This is a genomic window from Bacillus sp. (in: firmicutes) (assembly GCA_012842745.1).
In the GTDB taxonomy this organism is placed as follows: domain Bacteria; phylum Bacillota; class Bacilli; order Bacillales; family Bacillaceae_J; genus Schinkia.
The window spans coordinates 111405-132914 of the sequence record DUSF01000049.1 but is presented as its reverse complement, the minus strand read 5'-3'; the positions used below and the strand labels follow the sequence as shown (position 1 = coordinate 132914).

Sequence of the window (21510 nt, the reverse complement as noted above, 5' to 3'; positions counted from 1 at the left end):
GAGGGATTTTATGCGAAGAAATGTATTATTATGTTTTTTGGATGGGATAGAAAAAGATGGGCCATTAACTGAATGTATCATTCAGTTTGAAAAGGAAAAGTATGAAATACATAAATTTAAAGATATTACTATAAATAATATACAACCTCATCATATTTTAAGTATGATTGAAAATATCTGGGGGAAAGAGACGGAAAATATGCATTTTAATGTCTTATCAAATAATAAAGTTTTCCTTTTGCTAACATATCGTTTATTCCATCAATTTTTTGAGCGTTTTATCTATCTAAAAGGAAATGAGACGAATTATATAGAGAATTTGGAACAGTTTTATATACATTTGTATGAATCGGATTATAATGAAGCGGAGAATTTAACGAAAAATATAGATGTGGTTGGTTGTCATAAAGATATTTTTCCTGTTGAATTTTTTAATACGAAGTGCGAACCGATTGGTAGCTTTCAAGACGTGTTAAATAGACACCATAAACCTAATGACAACAAACAAAGGGTCTATCAATTTAATGGTACATACTATTTGTTTAATCCAGTAGAAGGCTATTCTGTGGTTGTGGACCTTGACAAGTCAAATAAAGAACCCTTGAGTTTTGAGAATATCGTATTTCTCTGTGAGAATTTAAATTTGGAAGATACAATCCAATATTTATTAGAGATGGATAATGGAAAAAGTATATTTTTCGAAGATAGCCGGTTTGTTCGCCATTTTGAAAGTTTAAAATCACAGATTTTAGACTTACCAATAAAATCGCAGCAGTTTTATCAAAAAGCGCTTGAAATACTATTGAATCATTTTAAACCACATACTAAGATTTTTATTCTCTCTTATTTGCTTCATGTTTTTCCGAATTCTTCCTATTTAAACAAGCTTTATTATATAACAAGAACTACAAAGGCATTTACTAAATTTGAAAAATACTTTTTGTATTGGCAAAATGTACGGGCTAATTTTGTAAATAGTAATATAGGTAATGCAGATACAGGCTATTTGTCAAGAAAGTTGTATAGGGAAATCTATTATGGGTTTTTGTCAGAGATGAATGTTGAGGGAAAGTTTATTCCTAGAAATGAGCGAGATAATGAATTAGTTATAATCATAACAGCGCAGTTTTTAGGGCTGAATCATGCACCAACCAAAACAGCACTTGACCGTGCTTATAGTTTGATTAAACATTTAAATAAAAATGTATTAATCATTAATACGAAAGAGCTTATGACTAAGAGTGGAGCAACTCCTTTTTATAATACAATAATCGGAAATGTTGTACAGGAGTTGGAGAAGGTTAATAGCATTAGTTATAAGGATGTGAATATTCCTTATTATCAACCAAATGGTATGATGCCTAATAGTAATGAAATCAACAATATTTTACAAACAATTGAAAATAGAAAGCCGCTATGTATAGTAAATATTGGTGGTTCAAGTATCGTATCGGATGTATGCAGCAAAATTGTCCCTGTCATTTCAATAGCAACTGTTTATAGTGGGTTACCAACAAGTGAAGGGCAATTTCATGTTATTGGTCGAAAATTAAATGAGCATGATATAGAGTTTCTCGAAAAGTTCGGCTTTAGTGAAAAAAATGTAATAGAAAGTACATTTACATTTGATTTTAAACCGCAAGAACATACATTTACAAGAGCACAGTTAAACTTGCCGGAGAAAAGGTTTTTGATTACAGTGATTGGTGCAAGATTAGATTCAGAAATAACAACTGAATTTATAGAAATGCTGCTAAAAACAACGAAAGAAGGGGCGCATATTGTTTTTATAGGTGGGTTCAAAAAATATGATAGTTATATTTCACTTTACCCAGAACTAAAAAACACCTCTACTAACTTAGGGTTTCAAGAAGATGTATTAGCACTAGTAGAGTTATGTGACCTTTATGTAAATCCACAAAGGGCAGGCGGAGGAAGTTCAGCCGCTGAGGCGATGTATAAAGGGCTGCCAGTTGTTACTATTCATTCTGGTGACGTTTCTGTTGCAGCGGGTAGTGAATTTTGTGTGAAAAATTACTTAGAAATGGAACGAAAAATACACCAATATATTCGAGACCAAGCTTATTATCAAGAAATGGCGAAAAAGGCTAGAAGCAGAGCTGAAGTCTTGTTAAGTACAGATATAGAAATAGAAAATATTTTTAAAAAGGCTGAAAGTAATCCTTTATTTGGCTAAATGAATGAAACGACCTCATCTAGTGTAAGGTGATTTTTTAAAAGTCACAGTATACAATAGAATGAGGTTTTTCTAGTTTTAATAGTAGAGCCTGTCTGTATATTTTCCTGATGTCGAAATGAAGGCATTATATGCTTAAAAAATGTCGCATTAAGCCGATATATAGTAAGAGTAGAACGAACGGAGGACATTCTATGCAGCTTATACTTTTAGAGAAAACATATGATTATCCAAATAAGGTGGAATCAATTGATGAATTGATTCAGCAAATAATTGATACGCTTAATGAAAGCAATCTATACTTTAATTACTTAATTGTTGATGGTGTAGAGGTTTATGATGAATGTGAGGAATATTTATTAGATAGAATTAATGATATAAAAAAAATTGAAGTTGAAGCAAAAACGGTGGAAACATTTACTAGTGATCTTCTGTTAATGGGCGAAAATTATTTAAAAGGCGCAATTCCAGAGGTTTCAAAACTTGCGGATGAATTTTACAAAGGTGCAACCCAGAACACGTGGGAGAAATTCCAACAATTATTAGAAGGGCTGCAATGGCTTTATCAATTTATTGAAACGGTTAATAAAAACTCGGAACGACCTTATAATTGGGATCAATTTCTTGAAATTTCGGGAAACCTTCAAAATGAATTGCAGAATTTGAATGAGGCTTTAGTAAATAATGATGCCATTCTTATAGGAGACCTTATATCTTATGAAATTCAACCGTTATTGGAACGGTTTAAAGATGAGTTAACGAACACGATTGATCATCAAGGGCAAAGAACGGATTTAAATTAAATAAGAAATAACAACATATTGTTGAAAGAGTGAGCGTCTTTGCAAAGTATTTATACAAATAAAAAAATATTAATTATCGGTGGTACGGGAACAATTGGAAGACATTTGTTGTTAGAATTGCTTAGACACTCTCCACAAGTAGTAAGAATTTTCAGTAGGGATGAGTACAAGCAATTTAATCTTCAACAGGAAATGTCAGAATATCACAATATCCGCTATTTAATTGGTGATGTCCGTGATGAGAAGCGTTTGCTTCGAGCAATGGAAGATATTGATTACGTCTTTCATCTTGCCGCAATGAAGCATGTTCCTGCCTGTGAATATAACCCATTTGAGGCAGTAAAAACAAATGTAATTGGTACACAAAATGTTATACAATCGGCGATAACAGCTGGTGTAAAAAGAGTATTGTTTACTAGTACAGATAAAGCGATTGCGCCTGCGAATACATATGGGGCAACAAAGTTAACAGCTGAACGGCTAGTATCCGCTGCCCAATACCAAAAAGGACCGAAACAAACGATATTTTGCTCGGTCCGTTTTGGTAATGTGATGGGGTCAAGAGGCTCAGTCATTCCATTGTTTAAAAAACAAATTTTGGAACAACGAAAAGTCACAGTCACAAATAAAGAGATGCTTCGTTATATGATGACGCCATACCAAGCTATTTCATTGATGTTAAAGGCAAACGAAATGGCTACAGGTGGCGAAGTATTTGTATTGAAAATGCCAATCATTAAATTAAGTGACCTCGTAGAGGTTATGATTGAAGAAGTAAGCAAAAAATATAAGATTACAGATTCGATTGGAATAGAAGAAATTGGGCTTCGACCAGGTGAAAAAATGTACGAGGAGCTAATGACTGAGGATGAAGCGCGTGTAGCACGAGAAACGAAGGATATGTATATTGTTAGTGCTCCATACAGTAGTCATCGAAGCTATCCAGATGTTTGTAATGACAATGTCAAAAAGCCTCAACTTTCTCAAGATGAAATAATAGAGAAAGAACTATTAAGAAAGTGGATAGTAGCAGAAAATTTATTGGATTGAACAGGAGAAGAATTATGATTTTAGTTGTCGGTGGAGCAGGCTATATAGGTTCGCATATCGTCAAACAGTTGGTCAAAAACGGTCAACATGTTGTAGTATACGATAATTTAAGTACAGGACATAGAGAATTTGTAAAGGGGAATGTTCCATTTATATTAGGAGATTTAAGCAATCAAGAGCAACTAAGATTGTTATTTTCGAACTATCCAATCCAAGCTGTTATGCATTTTGCAGCTAATGCCTATGTTGGTGAATCAGTAACAAATCCACAAAAATATTATCTTAATAATGTGAGCAATACATTGAATTTACTTGAAGTCATGCGAGAATTTAATGTCGAAACATTTGTTTTTTCATCTACTTGTGCAACATATGGCGTACCGATGCAAATTCCAATAAAAGAAGATCATCCGCAATTGCCAATTAATCCGTATGGTCGTTCAAAATGGATGGTTGAACAAATTCTTGAGGATTATTCAAATGCTTATGGATTAAAATATGCAGCACTTCGTTATTTTAACGCAGCGGGTGCTGATCAAGAGTGCGAAATTGGTGAATGGCATGACCCTGAAACGCATTTAATACCACTCATTTTAGATGCAGCATTAGGAAAACGTAATTACATCCAAATATTTGGTACGGATTATAATACAGAAGATGGGACATGTGTGAGAGATTACATTCATGTTGAAGACTTGGCAACAGCGCATATTTTAGCCTTGCATTACTTAAAAGAGCAGCAACAAAGTAATGTCTTTAATTTAGGGAATGGCAAAGGGTATTCAGTGCGGGAAATTATTCGTGCAGTTGAAAAGGTAACTGGAAAAGGAGTACCTACAGTCGAAACGACAAGACGTGAAGGAGACCCTGCTATTTTAGTTGGGAGTGCTGAAAAAGCTAATGCTGTATTACAGTGGGAAACGAAGTATAAAAGCATTGAATCAATTATCGAAACAGCATGGAAATGGCATGTAAAGCTATGGGGTAATGGTGATTAAATGATGAAAAAAATTTTAGTGACTGGTGGGGCAGGTTTTATCGGTTCTCACCTTTGCGAACGTTTGTTGAATAAGGGAAATGAAGTTATTTGTTTAGATAATCTTTATACAGGAAGCTTGAAAAATATTGAAAGCTTGCTGCAATATGACCATTTTTCGTTTATTGAACAGGATGTAATGAATCCGTTAAAAATAGAAGTAGATGAAATTTATAATTTAGCTTGTCCAGCTAGTCCAGTGCATTATCAATCAAATCCGATTCAAACATTAAAAACGAGTGTCATCGGTGCAATCAATGTATTGGAGTTGGCGAAAGAAAATAATGCGAAAATATTGCAAGCATCGACATCAGAAGTATATGGCGATCCGCTTGTTCATCCCCAACCAGAATCATATTGGGGTCATGTAAATCCGATTGGAATTCGTAGTTGTTATGATGAAGGAAAACGCTGTGCAGAAACATTATTTTTTGATTATGCAAGACAATTTCAAGTACAGATTAAAGTGATTCGCATATTTAATACATATGGTCCCAATATGAATCCTGAGGATGGTCGTGTTGTTAGTAATTTTATTGTCCAAGCTTTAAAAGGTGAAGACATTACGATATATGGTGATGGTTCACAAACAAGATCATTTTGTTATGTTGATGATTTAGTAGACGGAATCATTAAAATGATGAAATCAGAAGATTCATTCCAAGGTCCTGTGAATTTGGGGAATCCTGGGGAATTTAATATGCTAGAGTTGGCTGAAACAATTTTAAAATTGACGGATTCTAAATCGAAAATTGTTTTTAAGCCATTGCCAGAAGATGATCCGAAGCAACGTAAACCAGATATTTCATTAGCAAAAGAAAAACTAAATTGGGAACCAAAAATCCAATTAGTAGACGGTTTGTTACATACGATTCAATATTTTTCGCAATTGGAAGGGGTTAAGCAAAATGTTAAAGGTTAGAAAGGCTGTTATACCTGCAGCTGGTTTAGGAACAAGATTTTTGCCAGCAACAAAAGCACAGCCAAAAGAGATGCTTCCAATTGTCGATACACCAACAATCCAATATATCGTAGAAGAAGCGGTAGCTTCAGGGATTGAAGATATCATTATCATTAGTGGTCGGAACAAAAGGGCAATAGAGGATCATTTTGATAAATCATACGAGCTTGAGGAAACTCTTGTAAGGAAAGAAAAATATGATTTATTAGAACAAATTCAAGGAATTTCTAATTTGGCAAATATCCATTATATCCGCCAAAAGGAGGCAAAAGGGTTAGGAGATGCGATTTATTGTGCAAGTCGATTTATCGGGAATGAGCCTTTTGCGGTTTTGTTAGGAGATATTATTATTAAAAGTGAAACCCCTTCGCTACAGCAATTGCTTCAAGTTTATAATCGTTATCATACAAGTGTTATTGGGGTAAAAGGAGTTCCAAACGAAGAAGTATCGAAATATGGAATTATTGATCCGAATGGAACGGCTCTTGAAGAGAATGTTTTTGCGATTAAAGAATTAGTAGAAAAACCGTCAAGTGGTGAAGCTCCATCAAATTATGCGATAATTGGCAGATACATTTTAACACCTAACATTTTTAAAGCAATTGAAGAAACTCCTTATGGAGCAGGTAACGAAATTCAACTAACGGATGCGATTCAACGATTAGGTGAACAAAAAGCTATTTTTGCATGCGCAGTTGAAGGCAGTATGTATGATATTGGAGATAAATTTGGTTTTGTGAAAGCAACGATTGATTTTGCGTTAGAGAGAAGCGATTTAAAGTCCGATGTAGAAACTTATATCGGTGAAATTTATCAAAAGTTACATTCAAAGGTAGGCATGTAAGAGATGAATATAGCAGTCATTGGAACAGGATATGTAGGTCTTGTAACGGGTGTATGTTTAGCTGATATTGGCCATACGGTGACATGTATAGATATAGATGTGCAAAAGGTCAATAAAATGCAGCAAGGAATATCGCCGATTTACGAACCTGGTTTGGAAGAATTGATGAAAAAAAATATCGAGGCTAAACGGTTGTTTTTCACTACGAAACATAAGGATGGAATAACAAGTGCCGAAGCTATTTATATAGCTGTCGGAACTCCACAGGCAGAAGATGGTTCAGCGAATTTGGAGTATGTCATCCAAGCCTCTATTGATATTGCCGAACATGTTACAAACGATGCTGTCGTCATTACAAAAAGTACAGTACCTGTTGGCACAAATCGATTGATTCAACAAACCATAGCTCAAAATGTAAAGCATGATATTAAATTAAAAGTTGTCTCAAATCCTGAGTTTCTAAGAGAAGGACATGCTATTTATGATACATTTCATGGTGATAGGATAGTCATTGGCTCGGATGACCCCAAAACTGCTTCGTTTGTAGAAAAAATCTATAAGCCTTTTGGTATTCCACTGTTAAAGACAGCAATAGAAAGTGCTGAATTAATTAAATATGCATCTAATGCGTTTTTAGCAACAAAAATTAGCTTTATAAACGAAATTGCCAATCTTTGTGAAAAAGTTGGTGCAAATGTGCAAGATGTTGCCGAAGGAATGGGAATGGACCATCGTATTGGAGCAGCATTTTTAAATGCAGGGATTGGCTATGGTGGCTCTTGTTTTCCGAAAGATACGCTTGCATTACTAAATATCGCTGGCAAGAATGGGTATGACTTTAAAATTTTAAAAGAAGTTATAGAAGTTAATAAACTACAACAGCATTTATTTATTCAAAAAGTAGTTGCAAGATTTGACACCCTACAAGGTAAAATAGTTGCAGTTTTAGGATTAACTTTTAAACCAAATACTGACGATATGAGAGAAGCACCTTCGTTAACGATTATAAATGAATTATTATCATTAGGTGCAAATGTAAAAGCCTATGATCCTGTTGCAGTTATAAATGCGAAAGGCCAGCTACCAGATAGTGTGATTTTTTCAAATTCCATTAAAGAAGCTCTGATAGGAGTTGATACTTGCTTAATTCTTACGGAATGGCAGGAATTCCAGGAAATTGATTTACAACAAGTGAAACAATGGATGAGAACGCCAATTATTTTTGATGGTCGAAATTGCTTGCAAGTTGAAGAAATTGAGAGAAGCGGCATTGAATATTATCAGGTAGGGAATGTGAAATAATTTATACGAAAAAGAGTAGATTGGAGGGAAGAAGCAATGTTTATTGATAATATAAATTATTTACGACAAAATCATCGTCATATTCGTGATCTACTCCAACAATATGAAAGCAGAGCATTTGAAAATAATATAGATATTATTGAAACGAAATCGGGCTTGCCGACTATTCAAGTTATGAGGGATAATCAACCGCAATTTATTCACAGTAAATACGATCCGAAAAAAGAAGCAGAAAAATTCATTGACCAATTTGACCAAGAAATAAATGAGTATGAACATGTTCTATTTTATGGTGTTGGATTGGGATACCATATTGAAGCATTTATGAGCCGCTTTCCGCAGTTTACATTTTCAATCTATGAGCCTAATCTTGAAATTTTTTATGAATATACAAAACACCGTTCAATAAATGAGTTGCCTGTCCATCGTTTAAAAGAAATCTATATTGAAACATCAAGAGAAGCAGGGCAACAATTTTTAACAAGGTTAACGAACAGTATGCAAGAAAGAATTTTATTAGTAGTTTTGCCAAGTTACGAAAGAATTTATCACGATAAATTCAAAGCTTTTATTGAAGACTTTAAAGAATCAATGGAAACGAAGCGGTTTAGCTTTTATACAGATACGAAATTTAGTGCCCGCTGGACATTAAATAGTTTAATTAACTTCCCAAAAACAATTTCAACACCAAATATATTAGATGGATTTGAGTCGTGTTTTAAGGATAAGCCATTAATTATTGTATCAGCAGGCCCATCGTTGGAAGAAGAATATGAAAATTTGAGATATATTAAAGAGAATAAATTAGCTTATATATTTGCAGTTGGGTCAGCAAATCGGGCCTTAGTTGCCCAAAATATTATGCCTGATGCTGTTTGCACATATGATCCTCAAGAACATAATTACAATGTATTTGCAAGTATTATTGAAAACGGAATAGATACAATTCCGATGATATTTGGAACAAGTGTTGGTTTTGAAACATTGAACTGGTATCAAGGTCCGAAGCTTCATATGGTGACAAGTCAAGATACAGTGGGGCAATATTATTTACAAAATAAAGACCGTACAAGTATCAATGTAATTGATGATTCCCCTACAATTGCGGCGATTACTTTTCAATTGGCTGCAAAATTAGGCTGCAATCCAGTACTATTTGCCGGGCAAAATCTAGCATTTAAAAATGAACAATTTTATTCTAAAGATGTTGAGTATAATAAGAGAAATCGCCCGATTGAAGTAGAAGAAAAAGACCGCCAGCATGTCCTGTTAGTTGACGATGTATATGGCAATAAAGTTGAAACGACACCATCATTTAATAATATGAGGGATAATATTGAATGGTATGTAGCGCAGTTTCCAGAAATAGAAGCCATTAATACGACAAAAGGCGGCGCAGCCATTGCTGGCACGACATTTCAACCATTGGAAGAACTAATTAAAGAACGGTTTAATTCGCCAGTCGTGGTCGAAGATTGGTATAAATCATGCGAAAATAATTACGATTTAGCGTATACAACGGAACGATTGACGAAAATGGAGCGTTCTATTACAGAATTTCGCAAGTTGTATAAAGAGATTATGTCAATCTTTGCAGATATGGAAAAGCACACACAATCCAGAAATGAAAATAAACTCTCTAAAAGCATCGTAAAATTTGATAAGCTGATGAAAAAAATAGTCGTCAATGATTGCTATGTATGCTATATCCAGCCAGTTAATCGGACGCAGTATCAAGCGCTGAGCATACGGGCGGCTAATATTCGGAAACAGACAAATGAAATGGATAAGGCTAAGTTGATTATGGAATCATTTTATCCGTATTTAGAGCGGTGTAAGCTGACGTTGGAACAGATTGCTGGGAGTTTGTATAAAGTACATGGGGAAGCACGGCACTTTATTGAACGTGATCAATATAAATTTTACCCTAGTGATTGTGGTGCCTTTCAATATATAGGTGAGTGGGAAAAACAAAAATATACACTTGGAAAAACAATTGACTATCCAATTAAACAACATTTAGCAAATAAAAAAGATGCGCTTGTACGATTTAGATTTACAGGAACTGAATTGAAAATTTTAGGTTCAAAAAATAAAGAAGGATCCAGTAAGATTCGGATAACCATTGACGGTAAATCTGAGAATATTTCAGTAAAAACGTCTAGCATTGATTCTAGTGATGTTCCAAATATTAATCAATTATTATATACAAAAGGAAATTTAGATAACACTGAGCATTTAGTGGAAATGAAACTATTAGATGATAATTTGTTTTTGTTTACTGGTGTTGGAATATCACAGGCAGGACGCTTGTATCATGTTGATGAAGTGACAAATATTGAACAATTAGAAATTGGTAAGAGGATTCGTTGTCATTATAAAGCGAGTTATAATAAAGTTGGTGAGTTTGGTGGTTTAGGTGAGGAAAGGAAAGGGTTTATACCACCAGAATCCAGTGCATTTCCAGATGGGGATTTTTATTTTATTATGGTGGATGAAGATGATGGAGGGAAGAAGCTAATTGCAGATCGGAATGTGCAGCATAGTATTTCGTGGAAAAATATAGATAGCGCAATAGATGGATTATTTAAAAAAATATCTGTTAAAAATATTATTAGATTACCAACTGGTGGTTCAAACTTAATGGATATTGAAAATGATTGGATAAGATATATAGTTAATAGCAATTTAGAGTGGTTTTCCAATGTTGGAATAAGTTCGTGGACGGCTACCGAAATAGAAGGAAATCCTAATCGCAGAGTGAGAAGAGGAAAAAATGATAAAATTCAATATATTTACAACGAGTTTACAGAAATCAACTTTTTTCATTCGAGTATAGGCTTTAGACCAATTTTATTAATGGATAGTTAGGAGTTAATAACTAGTGAAAAAAGTAATATATACTGCTGGAGTTTTTGATTTGTTTCATTTAGGGCATCTAAATTTAATAAAAACTGCAAAAGATTTGGGTAACCATCTAATAGTAGGAGTTAGCACTGATGAGCTTGTGTATCAATATAAAGGTTATTTTCCTGTTGTCCCTTTTTATGAGCGAAAGGAAATAGTGAATTCAATTAAGTGGGTAGATGAAGTTGTACCTCAAACAGATCGAAATAAGTTTTTGGCATGGGAATTATTAGGATTTGATATTTGGGTTGTTGGTGACGATTGGTTTGGCGATCCATATTATATGGATTTAAAATGCCAATTTGAAAGTGTTGGTGTAGAAACAGTTTTTTTACCATATACTAAAAATGTTTCTTCTTCTTTGAGAATTAAGGAGATATGTGAAAAACAACCACGGAGTGAACAAAAATGTCAGATAAAATATTAATTTCAGTACCAAGTGTCGGGTATTTTCAATTTGTAAGAAATATATTTTTTTATTTAATTGATTGTTATGACGTTAATAAATTGTATTTAGGGGTTCCGAATGAAGATGTGATTATTGAACTAAGAAAATATAACAATAGACTGAAAGATTGGGAACAATTTATTTTTTTGAAAGAATTGGAAGATGCTAATATAAAAAAGGACGTTATTCTATATATAACACCTGAACAGTATAACCTTGGAATTGATGGTATTTATAGTATATGTTGTTTCCATGGACCGTCTGCTAAAGGAGTTACTTTTAATCAAAAAATACTTGAAACATTTGATGCTTTTTTTATGATAGGTCCTCTCCATAAAGATACACTATTCGAATACTTAGAGGAAAATGGTGTAAATTTACCGAATCATTTAGATTTATATGATATAGGTTATCCAAAATCCGATGATGTTATTAATGGCCTTTTTAATAAAATAGAAACAATAGAAAGATTAAGTTTAGATATTGAAAAGCCTACTTTACTATATGCCCCTGCTTTTAATGAACATTCATCTTTAAGGGATCAGGGTGAAGAGATAATAAAAGCGTTATGTAATAGTGGGAAGTATAATGTAATAGCTAAATTGCCAATTGATTGTCATCAACCAATTGATAATTTTTATGCTACAGGAGGAGTTGACTGGTTTGCTTACTTATCAAAATTATCAAACCAATACTCAAATTTTAGAGTTGTACATGATTATGATATTGATGAATATTTGTGGTGCTCTGATATTTTGATAACCTGTGTATCTAGTGTTGGTTTTGAATTTTTAGCACTTAACAAACCTGTAATTTTTATAGATGCTCCAAAGTTTTTTGATGTTTATTTAAAAAGAATTTTTCCGTATCAGGATACTTCTTCGTGGAAAAATCAATTAACTAAAAATGGTGGAAGGCAATTCGGAACTATTGTAAGTGATGTTTCTAAATTAGAATCAACCGTAACAGAAATATTAATAAATAAAGACCAGTACCCCAAAAATAGAGAGGATTTGGATAAACTTCTCTTTAATAAAGGAGAGTCTACTATAATTGCTGTTGAAACTATAAAGAAAATCGCATTATCGAATAAGCTTTGTTCTAGGAAACCCTCAAATGCTCACTTTTTTGGGGAAGTTTTTTTAAAAAGATATAATGAAATATTTAATAAATCAAATGTAGTAATATTTGGGGCTTCAACATTTGGTGAAATTACCTTAAATTTTTTAAAAGAAAAATCTTTTAATCACCTTAATTTTATGAATTGTTTCGTTGATAATGATTCTAAAAAGTGGGGTAATACAATAGAAAATTATCTAATTAATTCACCAAGTATACTGGAGGATAATTCAATTGATATGATTATAATTGCATCAATACACTATAAGGAAATATTAAAACAACTCAATGAATTAAATATAGGAGAAAATATCGAAGTATTAGTATCTAGTTTGTAAAGGACGAGATAAATTGGAAAAAGCTATACTATTTGGGGCATCTACTTTAGGAGAATTTGCTTTTAATAATTTATCACAAAAATATTCAATTGAATACTTTTGTGATAATGATAAGCATAAAATTGGCAAAACAATTCAGGGTATTACAATTATAAATCCAGATACTTTAATAAATTATACCAATCACTTGGTAATTATAACAAGTTCTTATGTAACGGAGATTGTAATGCAACTTGAAAAAATGGGTATAAATAATTTTATGATATTTAATATTAGGTATGAGTTGGGAACTAATATAACAACACAAAATTCTTATATACCCCTATATAGTCTCACGGAAAAGGTTGAAAAGGGTAAAAAAATAATTGATATATTAGAAGAAGAGAAAGGGGTGGTAGGTAGAAGTTTAAATATTTTTAATTCTATAAAAAAACATATAAATATGGAAGCCCTTAGGGATATATGTGAAATAGGACCTGGAAATGGGTGGTTTTTAGATAGATTTAGTGAATATTTTGATTTTAGGAATGTTAATTATTATATATACGAGCCTTCTATTGACTGGGAAATTTGGCTTAAAAAAAACTATAATGTAATTTCAAGAAAGGTTTCGGGCAATAAGCTTGGAGACGAGAAGGGCTGTTCGTGTGATTTTGTACATGCACACGCAGTTTTGGTTTATCTAAACCATATAGATATATTTAGCTATCTAAAAGAAATGATAAGAGTAACAAAAAATGGTGGGTATATTTGTTTTAATATTCTACCATTGGAAGAGCACTACATAAAAGACATTGAATTATGGCAAGAAAAAGGAATGAACTTTCCTATTTTTTATTCGAACAAATTAGTAACTGAATTATTTTTAGGGAAATGTAAATTACTAACAACATTTACAACTGCCTACGGACCAACGTTTTCTAGATATTATTTGTTTGAAAAATTATAAAAGCTTTTAAGGAAACGGTGTTAATGTAAGAGTTAAAAATATTAAGGAAGTATGTTATTTTTGTTTAACAAAAAAAGATGAATTTATTTTATGGTTGGGGTGAATCCTTATTGATTGAAAAGATTGATAGTGAGAATTTGTTATTAGCTATAGTTATTAGAAATAGTTTTAGTAAATCTGGTGTTACTTTTGTAACCCCACCCGAATTATCCCAACAACTAGCCTATATGAATCATCCAAAAGGAAAAATAATCGAACCTCATGTTCACAATCCTGTAAAACGTGAGGTAATTTATACACAAGAAGTATTATTTATAAAAAAGGGTGTCCTTCGCGTTGATTTTTACAGTGATGAAAAATCCTATTTAGAAAGTCGGGTTTTAAATGCTGGAGATACAATCCTACTTATTCAAGGTGGACATGGATTTGAAGTTATTGAAGAGGTTGAAATGATTGAAGTTAAACAAGGACCTTATGCTGGGGATGTTGATAAAACGAGATTTCAAGGTGTATCTAATGACCAAATAAAGGTGTGTGAGTAATTTGGATGATTTTATTCCAGTAAATGAGCCACTATTAGTAGGTAACGAAGAAAAGTATGTACTAGAATGTCTTGAAACTGGCTGGATTTCATCTGAGGGGCCATTTGTTCAAAGATTTGAGGAACAGATGGCTAAAACTGTTGGTCGTAAGCATGGGATTGCAGTTGCAAATGGAACAGTTGCACTTGAATTAGCAGTTAAAGCATTAGATATTAGTCTTAACGATGAAGTCATTGTACCTACTTTTACGATTATATCATGTGCAGCTGCAGTAGTAAGGGTGGGGGCTAAACCAGTATTTGTTGATTGTGATTCAGATACTTGGAATATAGATGTTAATAAAATTGAGGAAAAAGTAAATGAGCGAACGAAGGCAATTATGATTGTTCATATCTACGGATTGCCTGTTGACATCGATCCAATTATTGAAATAGCCAATAGGTACAATTTAAAGATTATTGAAGATGCAGCAGAAATGCATGGGCAAACTTATAAAGGGAGACCATGTGGTAGCTTCGGTGATATTAGCATATTTAGTTTTTATCCAAATAAACATATTACCACTGGTGAAGGTGGCATGGTTTTAACTGATAACGAAGCAATAGCTGAACGCTGCCGTTCTTTAAAGAATCTTTGTTTTAATTCAAAGCGTCGCTTTGTTCATGATGAGTTAGGATTTAATTACCGAATGACGAATATGCAAGCTGCGCTAGGTGTTGCACAATTAGAACAGTTAGATTATTTTATCGGAAAAAAGCGAGAAATGGGAAGATTATATACTGAATTGCTTTTAGATGTTCCAGGTTTGCAATTACCAGTTACTGAAACATCTTATGCCAAAAATATATATTGGGTATATGGTTTAGTGTTGAAAGAAAACGTTCCTTTCGACAATGAGGACATCATGAAGAGATTAGCTAATAAGAAAATAGGAACACGTCCTTTCTTCTGGCCAATGCATGAGCAGCCTATCTTCAAGAAAATGGGCCTCATAAACGAGGAATCTTTACCAAATGCTGAAAAGATTGCTCGCAGGGGATTTTATATTCCAAGCGGTCTAGGACTAACTGGGGACCAGATATACCAAGTTGCAAAAGTAGTTCGCGATGCAATGACAGAGGGGTGGGCTAATGGTTACCTTTGATAAGTATGCTGAGTACTATGATTTATTGTATAAGGATAAAAATTATCAACAAGAAGTTGAATACATACATAGATTAATACAAGAATATCAACCTAGTGCAAAATCTATTCTGGAACTTGGTTGTGGGACAGGCAAGCATGCAATACTGTTGCATAAACAAGGCTATACTGTGCATGGAATTGATTTAAGTGGAAATATGGTGAAGAAAGCTAAAGAACTACTACAAAAAGAAACAATAGATGGTGTTCAATTTACACATGGCGACATACGTACAATTAGGTTAAATGAAACCTTTGATGTCGTCGTTTCTTTATTCCATGTGATGAGTTATCAAACAACGAATGAGGATATATTGAAGGCATTTTCAACAGCAAGTACTCATCTTAAGCCAACTGGCCTATTTATTTTTGATTGTTGGCATGGACCAGCGGTATTATCAGAACAACCAGAAACAAGGGTAAAACGTTTAGAAAATGATGAAATAGAAGTTGTTAGAATAGCAGAACCTACCCTTAATCTAAATGAAAATACAGTAGATGTAAATTATGATATATATATTACCGATAAAGGGAGTCAAAAAATTACGAGATTTAGCGAAGTACACAAAATGAGATATTTATTCACTAATGAATTGGAATTTGTTGCAAAAAATTTTGGTTTAAAAAGATTAAAGTCATTTGAATTTTTAATAGGAAAAGAATTAGATTTGAATTCTTGGAACGCATGTTATGTATTTCTTAAAGAATAGGAATGTTAAGAATTATGAGTGAAAGAATCGGAATTTTTATTGTCAAATGGCATGTGGATGCTCAATCTGTTAATACAGCGTTACTACTGGCTGAAAACGGCTATAAAGTAGATGTTTTTTTACACCAATCAATAACGGATTTTTATTCTTTTCCAGAGCATGATAACATTAAGGTGTATCACCAAGTGGTTGAAGAGGAATTAAGAATAATTTTACCTTTCTTAAATTATAAATCCTTAGACGGCACATACAGATTTCAAAGGATTGTAAAAGATAAAAAGAAGATAGTTGTGTTTGGTACTGGAAATTTAAGTGAAAAATTAGAAAAGCATCTAAATATTAGTCCACATTATTATATCGATAATAATACTTTAAAGCATGGTACTAAATTTTTTGGTAAAGATATTTTTCCGATTCATAAAGTTTATCAAGAGAATAAAGAAGATACCATTATTATCATAGCAAGTTCATTTTATAATGAAATGAAAGTACAATTAGTGAATAAGGGGTTTAGGGAGGAAGAACACTTTTTTGATGGAAGAGATTTATTAGATAATTATCTCCTAAATAAATCCTATACATATTTTCAAGAAACTATTGAAGCAAATAACTACAAATGCTTTATAGGTTTTGAAAAATTCGGTTTGATAATAGCAGGAATGCTAGGCGATACATACAATATTCCGTATATTTACTTTAGTCTTGAACTATTGACTGAGGACAATCCTTGGTTTTTGGAATATAATTTGAAAAACTTACGTGAGTATGAAAGAAAGTATCACAGCCAATCAATTGGCACAATTATCCAAGACTTAGATCGAGCTCAAGTGCTTTTTAAAGATAATCAAGTTAGTATGAAGAATGTTATCGAAGTTCCTGTGTCAGCACTAGGAGAGCCATTAAGAACAAAAGGTCACTTTTTTAAAGAATACGATTCCAAGTTTAAAGTCCTATATTATGGACAAATTGACTCTACACGCTTTTGTAATGAAATGATTGCTGAAGCACAGCATTTTCCAGAAAATATTCAATTAATATTTCATGGATGGGCAATGAACAAAGGATATATGGAGGAAGCTAGACATTTAGATAGGAATGGAAAAGTTTACTTTTCTACGAAATTGGTTGATTTTACTGAAATTGAGTCAATTGTATCTTCCGTTGATATCGGACTGGCTTTTTATCGTTCTAGTAATCTAAATGAGAAATTAACAGGGAGGTCCTCTGAAAAAATTGCACTTTATTTAAGATCTGGGATACCTGTTATTACTTTTAATTATTTGACTTTTATGAAGACTATTCATGAATATAGGTGTGGGATATGTATTTCTGATTTCAGCCAATTAAAAGGAGCAATAATTGAAATTAAAACGAACTATTCAGAGTATCAAAAAAATGCTTTCAGATGTTATAAAGAAGTTTTTGAATTTAGTGGGCAGTTCCAAAAGGCGGCAAATTTAATAGACAATTTATAAGGTAAATAAAAAGGATAATTGTCTTATCTGCATTTAGTTAGGGAAATCAAAAATTGATGGCATATTTTTATTTTTTGAGTACCTTTGATGGTAAAGATTTTGAAGTAATTTGATATCGAATTTCAGTTTAAGAAACAATTGAATTGCAAAACAATAGAGGAGTGTTATAAACAAATGGAATTTAGATTGGGCTACATTCCAAAACATTCATTAATAGATATGCAAAAGTTTATCAATGACAATGATAGTTTTTTCCTATTTGGAGCGGATAATACAGCTGTAACCTTTCGTAGATGGTTGGAAAAACAAAACAAGGTTGTTCAAGGATTTATAGACAACGATAATAAAAAAATAGGCACCATTTTAGATGGTCTAAATGTAACAAGTTTAAACGAATTAAATGTTAAAGATTCAAAGATTATAATAACATCAATACATAGTCACGAGATATCTAAGCAGCTAGAAAATATCGGTCTTGAAATTTTTTGTAGTTATATACCATTCGATAATTATGGGTGGATAAATATTGAGAAATTTGTGGATTGTATAGGAAACTTATTTTATGAAAAATTCCAGAAACACATTAATGAATATGAAGAAGTTTTAGCAATATTATCTGATGAGGAATCGAAGGATATATATAGTAGAGTAATTAACTACAGACTTACGGCATTGGATCCTATAATTAGAGGTGAAAAAGGTTTTCCGTTACCATTGAATGAATATAGGGAAAGAGCTAAGAAATATAACAATGAAGTAACTAGGTTAAGTAGTTTGCTAATTTCAAAATTTGATTATGATATCACTGATTTACTTTCCAAAACTCTTGCTATGCAGCCATACGTTTATAAAGATAAAATAACTAACAATAACTTAAATGTAGTGATTGATGCAGGAGGCTTTGTTGGTGATACAGCGATGGCATTTGCATATTCATCTCCTAATGGAAAGGTGTATACATTTGAACCTTCATCTGCCAACTATAGAAAAATTAAAGATTTAGAAAAGCGCTTTCAGAATATTATATCTATTCAAGCAGGATTATGGGATGAGGATCAATTTGTTAAGCTGTCTGAAATAGAGGATCAACCAAATGCCTCTTTTATAAATGAAAATGGTGAAGACGTTAAAGTATATAAGTTAGATTCGTATGTTGAGCAAAATGGTATAGATAAAGTTGATTTAATAAAGATGGACATTGAAGGTGCAGAATATAACGCATTAATAGGGGCTGTTCAAACAATTAAGCGTGATTACCCAGACTTAGCTATTTGTATTTATCATTCACCAGAGGATTTATGGAGAATTCCTTTATGGATAAAGAGAAACTTTCCTGAGTATAATATTTATATTGACCATAAGGATGGAATGAATGTCTGGGGTACTGTCTGTTTCGCAACGGTTAGACAATGATTTGATAGGGTGAATAGCTGTGAAAAAAATTGTTCATATCAATACAAACGACCTTCGTGGTGGTGCTGCTAAAGTAATGATGAGACTTGTCGAAAGTCAAAATTCATTAGGCTTTAATAGCAGAGTAATGGCTGGCAGCAAGGAGTCTAGTCATCAAGAAGTTTATCCTTTTGAAATAAAGAAATGTTTAGAAACTAAATGTGTTAATGGTGGTTGCATTGATTATGATGTTTTCGGAGCATTCAGTTTAATGGAAAATCCACTTGTTCAACAAGCGGATGTCATTCACCTTCACAACATGCACGGAAACTATTTTCACCCGTATGCCCTCTCTATGCTTTCACATTTAAAGCCAATTGTGTGGACGTTACATGATATGCAATCAATAACTGGACATTGTTCATATTCATTTGATTGCCAAAAATGGTTAACAGGGTGTGGTGATTGCCCATATCCTTATGAATATCCAGCTATTCAGTTTGACCGAACCCATTTGAATTTGGTTGAAAAAAAAGATATCTATACTCACTCTAAACTATTTATAGTGCCAGTAGCTAAGTGGATTGGAAATATAGCCCAACAAGGTATTCTTCAGGGTCACCCCATGGAAGTTATATTAAATGGTGTCGATGTTGAAACATATAGGCCGATGAACAAGACTGCTGTAAGAGAAAAGTATGGTATTCCCCAAAACCGAATCATTATAGGAGCAGTTGCAAATGGTGGTACTTTTGGACAAGAACGTAAAGGTGGAAAATATGTTCAAGCGGTTGTCGATCAATTAGTGAATGAAGGTCACGATGTACTTCTTGTTAATGTCGGTGGTGCAAAGCAAGGTTATGAACATGAGTATTTGTATCATGTTGGCTATATTTCAACAGAAGAAGAAATGGCAGAAGTTTATAATACATTCGACTTATATTTATTTCCATCTATTGCCGATACATGCCCTCTCGTTATTTCTGAAGCTATGGCTTGTGGTGTTCCTGTGGTCACTTTTGCAACAGGTGGTATCCTTGAGCTTGTTCAGCATGGTGAAACAGGTTTTGTTGCCCCGCAGAAAGATGTTGGTCAGTTATATGCTTATACAGAACAGCTAGTAATAAATGCTGAATTACGAAAGGAGTCCAGTAAAGCAGCACGTTCTTATTGTGTCACCCATTTCGATCATAAGTTGGTGACAAAACGGTATTTGGATGTGTATGAAAAAGCTATTCAGCACTTTAATGATAGAAAAGATGAGATTTTGTATTTTGATTTAGATCGTGTGCCAGATGTGGTAAAGAAACAGCCTGAATTTCAACTTGCTGAACAAATAAAAGGAAAGGAAATTCCAAAGACATCCTTTGATAAGCCAGTTGTTGCTATTGTTATTGACGGTACGGAAGATGTTTCAGAGGCAGATGTCGTATTTGTAAAACGCGATAAATTTAATATTGTTGCTGGTTATTTCGACACCATGCTATATAAAGGCACGATGACAGATGTATTATCCAGTAAAATAGTTTTAAAAAGAAAGAGTGGAAAACCATTTTTCAAGTTAGTTTCTGCTGTAAATTCGGAAAACTCCACTATCGATACTTCATTAGGAGGCATTTTTTTCTCTGCTTCTTTTTTTAAAAAAAATAAGCAGGAAATATTGAATGGTAAAACTGTTCACTTTTCCTCAAAAGAGGAGTACTCAACAGAATCTGTATGTGTATCCGTTGATGACTATTTGAAGTTAAAACTTCAAAATCAAGTTTATATATATGGAGCAGGAACGCATACAGTGGAGCTCTTGAATGAAAGTGAGTATTTAAGAGAACGGACTGTAGGTATTATTGACCGCAATCTAGCTTTAATCGGTTCAAAGCTAATGAACCACTTCGATATAATAGCATTATCAGATGTTGATTCAAGGACACCAATATTGATTTCTTCTGCTAGTTTTGAAGAGGAAATATACAATCAGTTACATCAAACAGTCTCAAATAGATTGATTAAAATTTACAATTAAAAGTATTTAAATTGCGCAGTCCCTAGGGGGCTGCACAATTAAAAATAAAAATCTGCTAATCACCAATTACCTATTTACAGAAGTCTATTTTTAGTGATGAAACCATATAAACTATAGCTTTTTCCTTTATTTTGGTTTATAATGACTGAAAAAATAAAAATGAATTTATACATTGATTTTTAATCCACTTCTTTTCCCTCAACTTGCTCACTATTTTATTTAAAAAAAAAACATC

17 protein-coding genes are annotated in these 21510 nt (G+C 32.9%); all 17 read left to right on the top strand.

The genetic code is table 11. From position 1 onward, the window contains the following. Positions 1 to 10: 10 nt before the first annotated feature. The 17 genes from GX497_13370 to GX497_13290 all read left to right on the top strand — a co-directional run bounded on the left by GX497_13370 (position 11) and on the right by GX497_13290 (position 21275). Positions 11 to 2197: a glycosyltransferase gene (locus GX497_13370; protein ID HHY74184.1), complete on the top strand. Its 2187-nt coding sequence runs from the start codon at positions 11 to 13 to the stop codon at positions 2195 to 2197. Positions 2198 to 2391: 194 nt separating this feature from the next. Beyond that, positions 2392 to 3000 carry a hypothetical protein gene (locus GX497_13365; GenBank protein HHY74183.1) on the top strand — a complete coding sequence of 203 codons (609 nt, stop codon included), beginning with the start codon at positions 2392 to 2394 and terminating at the stop codon, positions 2998 to 3000. A 48-nt stretch (positions 3001 to 3048) separates the two neighbouring features. Further along, entirely contained in the window at positions 3049 to 4050 is a 1002-nt protein-coding gene (locus GX497_13360) for a polysaccharide biosynthesis protein (protein HHY74182.1), read from the top strand. A gap of 14 nt (positions 4051 to 4064) precedes the next feature. Next, positions 4065 to 5048: a UDP-glucose 4-epimerase GalE gene (galE, locus tag GX497_13355; GenBank protein HHY74181.1), complete on the top strand. Its 984-nt coding sequence runs from the start codon at positions 4065 to 4067 to the stop codon at positions 5046 to 5048. Positions 5049 to 5051: 3 nt separating this feature from the next. Further along, a complete protein-coding gene (locus tag GX497_13350; GenBank protein HHY74180.1) occupies positions 5052 to 6008 on the top strand; it encodes an SDR family oxidoreductase in 957 nt (318 codons plus the stop codon). Continuing rightward, the gene (galU, locus tag GX497_13345) at positions 5995 to 6891 is read left to right on the top strand and encodes a UTP--glucose-1-phosphate uridylyltransferase GalU (protein HHY74179.1); all 897 of its coding nucleotides are present in this window, start codon (positions 5995 to 5997) and stop codon (positions 6889 to 6891) included. The genes GX497_13350 and galU overlap by 14 nt, the downstream gene beginning before the upstream one ends. 3 nt (positions 6892 to 6894) lie before the next feature. Next, positions 6895 to 8193 (top strand): UDP-glucose/GDP-mannose dehydrogenase family protein, encoded by a 1299-nt coding sequence (locus GX497_13340; GenBank protein HHY74178.1) that lies wholly within the window; start codon positions 6895 to 6897, stop codon positions 8191 to 8193. A 36-nt stretch (positions 8194 to 8229) separates the two neighbouring features. Beyond that, positions 8230 to 11064: a motility associated factor glycosyltransferase family protein gene (locus GX497_13335; GenBank protein ID HHY74177.1), complete on the top strand. Its 2835-nt coding sequence runs from the start codon at positions 8230 to 8232 to the stop codon at positions 11062 to 11064. Positions 11065 to 11077: 13 nt separating this feature from the next. After that, positions 11078 to 11527 carry an adenylyltransferase/cytidyltransferase family protein gene (locus GX497_13330; protein HHY74176.1) on the top strand — a complete coding sequence of 150 codons (450 nt, stop codon included), beginning with the start codon at positions 11078 to 11080 and terminating at the stop codon, positions 11525 to 11527. Then, positions 11509 to 13005, top strand: coding sequence for a hypothetical protein (locus tag GX497_13325; GenBank protein ID HHY74175.1), 1497 nt, complete (start codon positions 11509 to 11511; stop codon positions 13003 to 13005). Before GX497_13330 ends, GX497_13325 begins: the two co-directional genes overlap by 19 nt. 13 nt (positions 13006 to 13018) lie before the next feature. Next, positions 13019 to 13954 carry a class I SAM-dependent methyltransferase gene (locus tag GX497_13320; protein ID HHY74174.1) on the top strand — a complete coding sequence of 312 codons (936 nt, stop codon included), beginning with the start codon at positions 13019 to 13021 and terminating at the stop codon, positions 13952 to 13954. A 77-nt stretch (positions 13955 to 14031) separates the two neighbouring features. After that, positions 14032 to 14496 (top strand): hypothetical protein, encoded by a 465-nt coding sequence (locus GX497_13315; GenBank protein ID HHY74173.1) that lies wholly within the window; start codon positions 14032 to 14034, stop codon positions 14494 to 14496. A gap of 1 nt (position 14497) precedes the next feature. Further along, positions 14498 to 15640 (top strand): DegT/DnrJ/EryC1/StrS family aminotransferase, encoded by a 1143-nt coding sequence (locus tag GX497_13310; protein ID HHY74172.1) that lies wholly within the window; start codon positions 14498 to 14500, stop codon positions 15638 to 15640. Next, on the top strand, positions 15627 to 16388 hold the full coding sequence (locus tag GX497_13305; GenBank protein ID HHY74171.1) for a class I SAM-dependent methyltransferase: 762 nt from the start codon (positions 15627 to 15629) through the stop codon (positions 16386 to 16388). The genes GX497_13310 and GX497_13305 overlap by 14 nt, the downstream gene beginning before the upstream one ends. Positions 16389 to 16402: 14 nt before the next feature. Further along, positions 16403 to 17863 (top strand): glycosyltransferase family 4 protein, encoded by a 1461-nt coding sequence (locus GX497_13300; GenBank protein ID HHY74170.1) that lies wholly within the window; start codon positions 16403 to 16405, stop codon positions 17861 to 17863. A 174-nt stretch (positions 17864 to 18037) separates the two neighbouring features. After that, positions 18038 to 19276 carry an FkbM family methyltransferase gene (locus tag GX497_13295; GenBank protein HHY74169.1) on the top strand — a complete coding sequence of 413 codons (1239 nt, stop codon included), beginning with the start codon at positions 18038 to 18040 and terminating at the stop codon, positions 19274 to 19276. 19 nt (positions 19277 to 19295) lie between these two features. Beyond that, positions 19296 to 21275, top strand: a complete 1980-nt coding sequence (locus GX497_13290; GenBank protein ID HHY74168.1) for a glycosyltransferase — start codon at positions 19296 to 19298, stop codon at positions 21273 to 21275. Positions 21276 to 21510 lie beyond the last annotated feature (235 nt).